The sequence below is a fragment of the Flavobacteriales bacterium genome (genome assembly GCA_013001705.1).
Classification (GTDB): domain Bacteria; phylum Bacteroidota; class Bacteroidia; order Flavobacteriales_D; family JABDKJ01; genus JABDLZ01.
Window position 1 is genome coordinate 1 of record JABDLZ010000103.1, and the last position, 8,895, is coordinate 8,895.

General features: G+C 50.6%; 8 protein-coding genes. 7 read left to right on the forward strand and 1 reads right to left on the reverse strand.

What is annotated here, in order from left to right:
• On the reverse strand, positions 1 to 717 hold a 717-nt coding region (locus tag HKN79_04310), incomplete at its 3' end, for an FAD-binding oxidoreductase (protein NNC82778.1).
• A gap of 206 nt (positions 718 to 923) precedes the next feature.
• On the opposite strand from HKN79_04310, the gene HKN79_04315 reads away from it, so the two are divergent.
• The 7 genes from HKN79_04315 to HKN79_04345 form a co-directional block, all read left to right on the forward strand.
• Positions 924 to 4,466 carry a hypothetical protein gene (locus tag HKN79_04315; GenBank protein NNC82779.1) on the forward strand — a complete coding sequence of 1,181 codons (3,543 nt, stop codon included), beginning with the start codon at positions 924 to 926 and terminating at the stop codon, positions 4,464 to 4,466.
• A gap of 46 nt (positions 4,467 to 4,512) precedes the next feature.
• Positions 4,513 to 5,793: a cyanophycinase gene (locus HKN79_04320; protein NNC82780.1), complete on the forward strand. Its 1,281-nt coding sequence runs from the start codon at positions 4,513 to 4,515 to the stop codon at positions 5,791 to 5,793.
• Positions 5,790 to 6,839, forward strand: a complete 1,050-nt coding sequence (locus HKN79_04325; protein ID NNC82781.1) for an alkane 1-monooxygenase — start codon at positions 5,790 to 5,792, stop codon at positions 6,837 to 6,839. Before HKN79_04320 ends, HKN79_04325 begins: the two co-directional genes overlap by 4 nt.
• Positions 6,836 to 7,186, forward strand: a complete 351-nt coding sequence (locus tag HKN79_04330; GenBank protein ID NNC82782.1) for an antibiotic biosynthesis monooxygenase — start codon at positions 6,836 to 6,838, stop codon at positions 7,184 to 7,186. Before HKN79_04325 ends, HKN79_04330 begins: the two co-directional genes overlap by 4 nt.
• Before the next feature lie 60 nt (positions 7,187 to 7,246).
• Positions 7,247 to 8,014 carry a DUF2520 domain-containing protein gene (locus tag HKN79_04335; protein NNC82783.1) on the forward strand — a complete coding sequence of 256 codons (768 nt, stop codon included), beginning with the start codon at positions 7,247 to 7,249 and terminating at the stop codon, positions 8,012 to 8,014.
• On the forward strand, positions 7,998 to 8,522 hold the full coding sequence (locus HKN79_04340) for an HAD hydrolase family protein (protein NNC82784.1): 525 nt from the start codon (positions 7,998 to 8,000) through the stop codon (positions 8,520 to 8,522). Before HKN79_04335 ends, HKN79_04340 begins: the two co-directional genes overlap by 17 nt.
• 10 nt (positions 8,523 to 8,532) lie before the next feature.
• A partial coding sequence (locus tag HKN79_04345) for a hypothetical protein (protein ID NNC82785.1) occupies positions 8,533 to 8,895 on the forward strand: 363 nt, incomplete at its 3' end.

The window sequence follows — 8,895 nt, forward strand, 5'->3', positions numbered from 1 at the left end:
CCGTGCTGGTTTGACTTCTAGATCCAGGAATTCCGAAGCCAGCCCATTGACGGCCACGATGACCTGACTTGCTTTCAAGACCACATCAGAGACGGAGACCTCCACATCGTGGTTCTTCTCTTCGATAGAAGTGACTTCAGCGGTGTAATATTCAACGTCCAATGTTCTGGCTACTTGTCGCAATCGCGACATCATACGGGCGGGATCGAGCTGACCTTCATAGCGGTTGACCAGCATACCCTGTACGCCTCTGAAGCCGAATCTATCCATATCATCCACCGGCTGAAAGACCTCCGTACCGATGATCGAGCGCAGGAGTCTGTTCAACCTGGGGACCTCTTCCATAGCTGCTGAGTAACTATCGGTATCCCTAAATATCTCGTAGCCTCCCGATTCATTGAATCGGATATACTGATCTCCTGCCCGTTGACGCAGCAGACGTAGCCCTTCCCAGCGCTTACGCACCAATTCGCAGAAATCGTCTTCACTGGTCCCCTTGAGGTCCGAGACCATCTCGCTCACCGATCCGAAACAGGCAAAGCCCGCATTCTTAGAACTGGCGGTCGTTTGAAAGTTGTTCTTCTCCAATAGACCTACACGGATATCCGGTCGGTACATCTTGCACTCGATAGCCGTGCTATATCCGGTGATTCCTCCACCGATGATGAGGATATCGAATGGACGTGCTGCTTCTCTTTGCTCCCAGTAACTGAACATCTGGTCAATAATAAGTCGTAAAGCAACGTTGAAGTCCCGAAAATCCAAGGAATCTAGTCCTTAAGATCAGTGGAACATTGTGACTTGAAAATCGTTAATACTTATATGGCTAAATTCGGTCTGGATCTTGATGGTCCTCGATCGGAATGGTCAGCATACCCATGTTCAGGCATAACCCACTGATATATAGTGTTTTGGCTCTTATCTTGAGCCTTTCATTCCTTGATGTACACGCTCAAGAGAGTGCTGATCTGTATGTCTATGGGAATGTCAAGGACTACTTCACGCGAAAAAAATTGGCCGATGTGACCATTCGAGTGAAGCAGAATGGAAAGAATTTCGACTCTCAGACCACTTCATCTTCAGGGAAGTATGAGTACTTCCTTCCCCTGGATTTCAACTACACCCTCATCTTCGAGAAACCCGGTTATGTAGCCAAGAAGATCCAGATCGATACACGAGGCATTCCAGAGGAAGACCGTAGAGGCGGTTTTTCTATGAACCCGGACATGAGTCTCTTCACCACGTTCGAGAATGTGGACTTTGCCGTTCTGGATGAACCGATCGGACTGGGTAAGTACGATCCGACCAAAGGGAACATCGAATTCGACATGGCCTATACACAGCGGGTACAAGCTGAGATCATGCGCCTGATGAAGGAAGTAGAACGAGCGAATGATCAAGCAGCCAAAGATGCCGAGAATGCTGCCCTAGAAGCTGAGCGCCTAGAGGAAGAGTTCAAGGAATTCATGGCCAATGGTAAATCGGACATGGGCAAGAAGTCCTATCAAAGTGCTGTGGAGAATTTCCAAGGTGCAGTCAATATCAAACCGGATGATGCCCAGGCCCAGACCAGTCTGGCCAATGCACAGGAAAAGCTGGATGAATTCTTGGCAGAGCAAGAAGCCGAGCGCAAGTATCAGGAATTCATCGATAAAGGTGATGCCGCTGTGCGACAAGAGAATTGGAAAGATGCCATTGCCCAATATGACGGTGCTCTAGGCATAAAATCCGGTGATCGATATGCATCGGATGAAAAGAAAAAAGCACAAGAGGCTCTAGCAGCAGAAGAAAAACGCAAGGCTGATGAGGCCGAGGTAGCAGAACTCATCCAACAAGGTGACCAGTCTCTCAGCGCACAGAGTTTCGATGCCGCTATCACCCATTATGAGGATGCATTGGATATCATTCCTGGTCATCCAGATGCCACAAGCAAATTGGCCGATGCCGTCAAAGCGAGAGACGACTACCAGGCGGAGGAAGAACTCAATGCCGAGTATCAAGCGCTGATAGCAGAAGCCGATGGTCTGTTCGATTCAGAAGATTATGCTTCTTCCATCACGAAGTATCGTCAGGCCAGTGAACTGAAATCCAAAGAGAGCTATCCCAAAGACCGGATCAAAGAAGCAGAGGATCGTATCGCCCAGTTAGAAGCTGAGGCCAAAGCGGCAGCAGAGTTGGCCGCCAAACAGGCAGAATTCGATCAACTGGTCAAGAATGCCGATGCGTTGGTAGCAGAAGAGAAATACGATCAAGGTATCGCTGAATACCAACAGGCACTCAAAGTGATTCCAGGGGATGAGACGGTACAGCAGAAGATAGAACATGCCACCAGTGCACGTGATGCCCTGTTGGCTGCTCAAGAAGCGGAAGAGCAATACAATGCCCTGATCGCAGATGCCGATAGATTCTTCAGCAAGGACGAATGGGAAGCGAGCATCGAGAAATATCGAGCGGCTATCGAGGTGAAGGATGAGCCCTACCCGGCCGATCAGATCGAAAAAGCTGAAGCGGCCATAGCCGAGCGCGAACGCCTGGCCGAAGAAGCGCGCCTCGCTGAAGAGGCCAGACGCAGAGCCGAGGCTGACGCACAAGCTCTACAAGCAGAATTCGATGGGCTGATGAAGGATGGCCAGGACGCCATGAGCGATGATGATTTCCAAGAGGCCATCAGCAAATTCGAGAGTGCACTGGGCATTTATCCGGACAATAGCGATGCAAAGGACGCCCTCGCCCGGGCCCAAAAGGCCTATGAAGACATGCTCGCTCAGATGGCAGAAGATGAGAAGCGTAAAGCCGAGCAAGAAGCCTTGGCCGCCAAGCAAGCAGAATTCGATGAGCACATCGCAGAGGGTGATGCATCCATGGGCTCAGAAGAATATCAAGATGCCATCGCCTCCTATGAGGATGCCCTTTCGCTCTTCCCAGAGGATCGTGGCGCCAGTGACAAATTGAAACAGGCTCAAGACGCACTGGCCGATCAGAGGGCGAATATGGCCGAAGCCGAACGGCTCGCTCAGGAAGAGGCTGAACGCAAGGCCAGAGAGCAAGCGGAAGCTGACCGCTTGGCTCAAGAAGAGGCCGAACGTAAGGCCCGAGAAGAGGCCGACCGATTGGCCGCAGAACAAGATGAAGCCGAACGCTTGGCCCAAGAGAAAGCAAAAGCAGATTCATTGGCCGCACTGCGTGAACAGGAATCTGCGGCAGCAGAATTGGATACCCGCTACAATCAGCTGATCGCAGATGCTGATGAACTCTTCAATCTGAAAGACTATCGCGACTCCCGAGAGATCTATGTGGATGCAAGGGAATTGAAACCCGAAGAGAAATACCCACAATCCCGCATAGAGCGTATCGATCTACTTTTGGCTGAATTGGCCGAAGCTGAAAGACTCCAAGCCGAGCGGGAAGCCAGAGAGCGTCAAGAACGGGATAAGAAAGAAGAGTTCGTCAGAGGGAGTGATCTGACCAACTCTTCAGAAGAGGATATCGATGCACGTATGGCCGAAGAACGTAGGAGGAGACTTCAGGCCAAATGGGATGCAATGACGGCCGATAAGGAGCGCTGGAATGAGACCCAGACGGATCTACAACGTGGAGCCGGATCTCGGATAGATGAGAATGTGGAGAAGACCGAAGCCTACCGGGAGAATCAACGAGAAACAGCGGAACGATTCAACGAGGAATTCAAAGACACCGCTTCTGACATGGCCGACTACAAAGAAGGTATCAGGAGCCGCAGCAGAGACTACAGTGAAGATCAAGAAGGAAGGATCGAGGACAATCGCGAGATCGCAGAAGACCTACGGTCCAAGTACAAGAGCTTCTCAGAGAAATACTATGACCGCAATAGCACCTATGATGAACACGTGGATAAGGTAGCTGACTACCGTACGAGCCGAAAGGAGATTGCAGAGAAAGGAAGCGAGATTCACACCGATCGAATAGATGAAACGATCGAACGGAAGTCGGAGATCCAGGATACCCATAGACGTCTGACGCAAGAGGCCGATGACTCCCGTGAAGATGCGTATGCAAGTATCGTAGAACTCAAAGAAGACTTGGCCTCAGTGAAGAATTCCATGGCCGAAGAGCGTATGGTCTCCAATACGGAGTCCATCGATAGGCGTAAGGAACGTCATGCGGAGACTCAGAGGGATCTGGCAGAGAATTCGGCAAGAAAACGACAAGAGAACTACGAGGAACAACATGCGAAAGAGACCTATGCTAGCGGGAAGGATCCCATGGACTATGAGAAATCAGAGCTCGCAGAGGAATATCCTCAAGGAGTGACCGAAGAGACCTATACGGAAGGCTCTAAAGAAGTGATCCGTAGGATCGTGGTCATCGGAAACAAGGCCAACGAATACCACAAGGTCGTATCTCTGAGTGGCACCTACTACTTCAAGAACGGACAGAGCATCTCCAAGACCCTGTGGGACCTGGAGAGCGACAAGGTTCTGGAGTAGGCGCATCTCGGTTTCATTAAAGGTCCATGCTTCCTAAATTCGTAGCATGAGATCATCGCTCTTGGCCCTGCTGTTTCTGTTAACTTGCTTCTCCCTTTCTGCTCAATCCTACACCTATTACCCCACAGGCGATACCACCGATGTATTGACCACCACCCTACCCGGCACCTGCATGATGGGTGGAGCCTCAGAACATGACAATGCCATGATCTGGTTCTTGCAGCGGTCCGGTGGCGGGAACATCCTGGTCATCCGCGCTTCAGGCAGTGATGGATACAATGACTATCTCTACTCCGACCTCGGAGTGGACGTCCAGTCCGTGGAGACCATCGTCTTCAACAATGAAAGTGCAGCCGAAGATCCATTTGTGCTGGACCGCATCAGCAAGGCCGAGGCCATTTGGATGGCCGGAGGCGATCAATGGAATTACGTGGATTATTGGAGGGACAGTCCCGTAGGTCAGCTGCTCCAGCAACATGTCTCACAGAAACAAGCTCCCATAGGGGGCACCAGTGCAGGAATGGCCGTACTCGGAGGTGCCTATTTCTCGGCACAGAATGGTACAATTACTTCGGCCAGTGCTTTGAGCAATCCCTACGCGAGCACTTTGACCATAGGATTTCAGGATTTCTTGGATCTCCCCTTCTTGACCCATACCATCACCGACACTCATTATGATGATCCAGACCGCAAAGGGAGGCACATGGCGTTTCTCGCCCGTATGGCCAGCGATCACGGTGTGCTTTCTCGAGGGATCGCCTGTGATGAATACACGGCAGTGTGTATCGATGAGAACGGAGTAGCCCGTGTATTCGGTGAGTATCCCACCTATGATGACAATGCGTATTTCCTCCAGGCCAATTGCGAAGGACCTATCACACCCGAGACATGTGAGTCCGGTGTACCACTGACCTGGGACCGGTCACAGGCAGCCGTCAAAGTCTATCATGTGCAAGGGGATTGGGAAGGAAGCAAATACCTTGACTTGAACGACTGGAACACTGGTATGGGCGGATTTTGGGAACACTGGTGGGTGCAGAATGGCGCTCTTTCAGAATCACCTGCTGAAGCTCCAGACTGTGCTTCTTTTCTCTCAGAATCACATACTAGCGATCTCTCCCGCTGGATAGAATATGATCCGCAATTCCAGAGTGTGCATCTCTTCTATCCTTCCTCTTCATTCATCGTACGCGACCATTTAGGTCGTGCCGTACTAAGTAGCCGGTCACCCACCACGTCCCTGGATTCGCTCCCTACAGGTATCTACCATATAGAGATACGTACATCCCAAGGGCCTATCGGATCATTCAGAATAGGTGTATCATGAGGAAGTTGAAGTATCTGACGGTGTTCTCTTTGCCGATCACGGTGCTCATCTCTTTTTACTCCTATGGAGTGCTTAGTTTCCTTCCTCTTATCCTCTTCTTCGGTCTCGTACCCCTAGTAGAATTGTTCATCCGACCGGATGCACGCAATCTCGATCAGCGAGAACAAGTCCTAGCTGAAAAGGATCGCTTTTACGACTACCTGCTCTATCTCACGGTTCCCATTCAGGTCACGGTACTCATCCTCTTCCTCGTACAGATCAAAGAGCCTGGGCTTGATACCTTCACCTTGATAGGTCGTATCGTCTCCATGGGTCTGATGTGTGGTGTGATCGGGATAAATGTGGGACATGAACTGGGGCATCGAAGTCCGGGCTGGGATCATTTCTTAGGCGAAGTGCTGATGCTGACCTCATTGGAGAATCATTTCATCCCCTACCATAACAATGGCCATCACCTCAATGTAGCCACTCCTTCAGACCCTGCCACTGCTCGTAGGAATGAGCCCGTCTATTCCTTCTGGATCCGTTCCCATATCGGAAGCTACATACAAGCCTGGGAGTTGGAAGCTGCACGTCTCCAACGAAAAGGTCTCTCTTGGTTTCACGTCCAGAACAAGATGATCAAGTATTCCATTGCACAGATCCTCCTTGTACTGGTGATCTTTGGAGTCTTCGGGCTGATGGCGACAATAGCATTTCTAATTGCGGCCATCCTAGGTATAGTCCTTTTAGAGACTGTGAACTATATCGAACACTACGGCCTTCTGCGCAGGCAGAAAGAAAATGGGAGATATGAGCGTGTCCAACACCACCACTCGTGGAATTCGGATTTTGTGATCGGACGCGTGGTACTCTTCGAGCTATCTCGACATTCTGACCATCACTACAAGGCCAACAAACACTATCAACTGCTGAATTCTCTTACAACCAGCCCCCAGATGCCTACGGGATACCCGGGAATGATGCTCTTTGCGTTGGTCCCTCCTCTTTGGTTCAGGTACATGAATCGAAGGATCGATGAGTTCCAGAATACACTATCTGAATGAGACCCTCCGCCCCATATTTCGCAGTGATCTTCACCTCCCTTCGCAGCGAGGTCGAGGATGACTACATTTCAACGAACGACCTACTCATGGAGAAGGCCAAGACCTATGCAGGATTCCTTCATCAGGATGCAGTGCGGGATGGGCTGGGAATCGCCATCAGTTATTGGAAAGATCTGGATTCCATCCACCAATGGAGTAAGGATGTGGATCACATACTCGCAAAGCAACGAGGGAGCAAGGAATGGTATACCAGCTATAGTGTACGCATCGCTCGAGTGGAGAGGGAGTATGGCAATCCGAACGAACTCTGGAGCCCACTGAAGCATACAGATAGCGAGCCTAGATAAGTACATTCTCTCCTTGGGACCGGGTTAGCTATCTCTTCATATTCATCTATTTTCACGGCCATGCCTAGGGTCATCATAATCGGTTCGGGAAACGTAGCATACACTTTCGGTAGACGACTGAAGGAAAAAGGGTGTGAAATCCGCCAAGTACACTCACGTAACCCGGGAGAAGGTGCAGCCCTTGCTCGTGACCTGGAGGCGACCTATGTAGACGCACCCAAGGATCTCGATCCGGAGGTCGAGATAATTATGATCGCAGTGAGTGATGACGCTATCCATGAAACTGCTCGATCTATCCCCAAGACCTCGGCACTGGTCGTCCACTGTTCGGGATCGACACCCTTGAGTGTACTCCCTCAACGGAGTAGAGCCGTCATCTGGCCCCTTCGGTCTATCGCCAAGGGCCAGCAGATGACTTGGCATGACATGAATATCATCATGGAATCCGACTCGGACTATGCATCTGTACGCGCCATGGACCTCATCGCCCTTCTTGGTGCCAAAGCCGTGGAAATGGACAGTCAACGCAGGAAGATGGCCCACTTGATCGCAGTCATACTCAACAATTTCAGTAATCACCTGCTTCATATGGCCGATGTCCTTTGCGCTGAGGTAGCCTTGGACAGGCGCATCTTCCAAGACCTCATGGAGCATACCTTACATAATAGCGGCCCTGCCATCGAGAGTCAGACCGGACCGGCAGTTCGTGAAGATGACCTGACCATGGATAAACAGATGAAGCTCTTAGCGGATCATCCTCATTTCAAGGATGTCTATGAGGCCATCTCACGATCGATCATAAAAGAGAAGAATGACCAAGAACTATAAAGAGAAACTTAAGGATATACAGACCCTCATCTTCGATGTAGATGGAGTCTTTACCGATAATACACTCTACCTTATCGAAGGGCAACAGCCCATGCGCAAGATGAATGTCAAGGATGGCTATGCCCTGCAGCTTGCTGTGAAGAGCGGCTATCGCATCGCTGTAATCACTGGAGGTCGTTCAGAAGCCGTACGTGAGAGATTCCTCGGCCTAGGAGTGCAGGACGTATTCATGGGGTCACAGAATAAACTCGCGGTATTCGATCAATATATCTCAGAGCATGAATTGGACCCCACACACATACTGTACATGGGAGATGACATCCCTGACCGATCCGTGATGAAAATCGTAGGACTGGCCTGTTGTCCTCAAGATGCGACTGATGCCGTCAAAGAAGTGAGCGACTATATCTCGTACCGCAAAGGAGGTGAAGGATGTGTCCGAGATATACTGGAACAATTACTCCGACTCCATGGGCACTGGCTCGGACCGAATAGTAAAGAGTGGTAATAGGATCGCTATGAAGAGAATTCTCAAAATCGTTGCTGTCATCCTGGTCATCGGGATAGGAGCATTCTTCTATCTCAGAGAAAGCCAAGGCATGGACATGCCCACGGGGCAGGAAGGTCCTGCAGCAGAGCAGTTGGCCCAACGGATCTTGGATGCCTGCAATGTAGATGCCTGGGATCAGACCCGATATGTGCAATGGACCTTTGCCGGCAGTAACAGCTATCTCTGGGATCGCACACTAGGTAAAGTGGAAGTAGTTTCCGGAGACCAACGGGTGATCCTCAATACGGCCGATCGCTCAGGCGTGGCCTATGATGTTGGACAACAACTCCAAGGTGAAGATGCCGAAGAAGCACTGACTTCAGCTTGGGCC